Origin of the sequence: Roseburia inulinivorans DSM 16841, from assembly GCF_000174195.1 — a bacterium.
In the GTDB taxonomy this organism is placed as follows: Bacteria; Bacillota; Clostridia; order Lachnospirales; family Lachnospiraceae; genus Roseburia; species Roseburia inulinivorans.
The window spans coordinates 1-2,375 of sequence record NZ_ACFY01000027.1 but is presented as its reverse complement, the minus strand read 5'-3'; the positions used below and the strand labels follow the sequence as shown (position 1 = coordinate 2,375).

Sequence of the window (2,375 nt, the reverse complement as noted above, 5' to 3'; positions counted from 1 at the left end):
GTAAATTGGCAATCATTTTGGGGCAAGCTATCATAGAGACATCAAAAAAATAGATTAGACAATTGCGAAACTCCTAGAAACCTAAATTGAATTGTGAAAAATTAACAAAAGCTTGAGAAAACACTGGGGAGCGGTCGGTACTTGAAGGCAGGTACAACAATCGTTGTGACTGGCTTCTTAGTACCGTTACCAGCGACACGTAGCGAAAGCGTGTTTTCGAAAATTTTGTTAATTTTGAACAATTGAAAGAAGATTATGAAGAGTTTCGCAAACGCCTAAAAAAGAGGATCGATGAAAGGAGTAATGAACCATGGAAAAGAAAAACATTGGACTTGGAGTAGCTGCACTTGCAGCAGGAGCAGGAGTCGTGGCACTTGCCGCAAAGAATCATAAGAATAACGTCAAAAATGAGGTGAAAAAAGCGGCAGCAAATGCACCTGAGCAGGAATACCGCAATACAGAGCGCGGAAAAAATGAAAAAAACAGCAAAGGCATTTATTATACCAACGGTAACTATGAAGCTTTTGCAAGACCAAAGAAACCGCAGGGGGTTGACGAAAAAAGTGCATATATAGTAGGAAGCGGTCTTGCTTCTCTGGCAGCAGCCTGCTTTCTGGTAAGAGATGGACAGATGCCGGGAGATCACATCCATATTTTAGAGGCAATGGACATTACAGGTGGAGCATGTGATGGCATTTATGATGCGACCAGAGGTTATGTAATGCGTGGCGGACGTGAGATGGAAAATCATTTTGAGTGTCTGTGGGATTTGTTCCGGAGCATTCCATCCATTGAGACGCCGGGAGTCTCTGTTCTGGATGAGTATTACTGGTTAAATAAAGAAGATCCAAACTATTCTCTTTGCCGTGCAACGGAAAAACAGGGAAAAGATGCGCACACCGATGGGAAATTTAACTTAAGTCAGAAAGGCTGCATGGAGATCATGAAACTTTTCATGACAAAAGACGAGGATCTTTACGATAAGACGATCGAGGATGTATTTGATGATGAGGTATTTGATTCCACATTCTGGCTGTATTGGAGAACCATGTTTGCGTTTGAAAATTGGCACAGTGCATTGGAAATGAAACTTTATTTCCAGCGTTTTATTCATCATATCGCCGGACTGCCGGATTTCTCAGCACTGAAATTCACAAAATACAATCAGTATGAATCACTGATCCTTCCAATGCAGAAGTATCTCGAGGAAGCAGGTGTTGATTTTCAGTTTAATACAGAAGTGATCAATGTTATTTTTGAGATCAAAGATGGAAAGAAAGTGGCAAAAACAATCGAGTGTAAGGTAAAAGGTGTGGAAGAGGGCATCACATTAACAGAAAACGATCTCGTATTTGTCACAAACGGAAGCTGTACCGAGGGAACTATTTACGGAGACCAGAATCATGCACCAAACGGTGATGCAGAGGTTCGTACAAGCGGCTGCTGGAATTTATGGAAAAATATTGCAAAACAGGATCCGTCCTTCGGACACCCGGAGAAATTCTGCTCTGATATTGCAAAAACAAACTGGGAATCTGCAACCGTCACAACATTAGATGATAAGATCATTCCTTATATTATGGATATCTGTAAGAGAGATCCGAGAAGCGGAAAAGTCGTGACAGGTGGTATCGTGAGCTGCCAGGATTCCAGCTGGCTGTTAAGCTGGACGATCAACCGTCAGGGACAGTTCAAAGAGCAGGATAAAAATCAGGTCTGCGTATGGGTTTATGGATTATTTACCGATGTACCGGGCGATTATATTAAGAAACCAATGAAAGAATGTACCGGAAAAGAGATCACAGAAGAGTGGCTTTATCATCTGGGCGTTCCGACAGAAAAAATCGGAGAGCTTGCTGAACACAGCGCCATCTGTGTTCCAACCATGATGCCATATATCACAGCATTCTTTATGCCGAGAACCAAAGGCGACAGACCGGATGTTATCCCGGACGGCTGCGTGAACTTCGCATTCCTGGGACAGTTTGCAGAGACTCCGAGAGATACCGTATTCACAACAGAGTATTCTGTGAGAACTGCAATGGAAGCTGTTTATGGATTGCTTGGTGTAGACCGTGGTGTGCCTGAGGTCTGGGGAAGTGTTTATGATATCCGCGAACTCTTAGACAGCAGTGTAAAACTCATGGACGGAAAGTCTCCGCTTGAAATCTCATTGCCGGGACCGTTAAACGCATTGAAGAAACCATTGCTTCGTGTGGTAAAAGGAACTGTCATTGAAAAAGTACTGCGCGATCATAATGTGATTAAAGAAGGTATGATCTGATTTTTCAATCTGAAAAACAGACAAAAAAGAAATGTAATTTTTTGTCAAAAAAGATGTTGACAAATGAATTGTGGTTTGTTATTATTAACAA

At 42.0% G+C, this 2,375-nt stretch carries 1 protein-coding gene; it reads left to right on the top strand.

Features of this window, described 5'->3' with window-relative positions; genetic code table 11:
* Positions 1-310 precede the first annotated feature (310 nt).
* Positions 311-2,284, top strand: a complete 1,974-nt coding sequence (locus ROSEINA2194_RS02635; RefSeq protein WP_007883060.1) for an oleate hydratase — start codon at positions 311-313, stop codon at positions 2,282-2,284.
* The last annotated feature ends 91 nt before the right edge of the window (positions 2,285-2,375 follow it).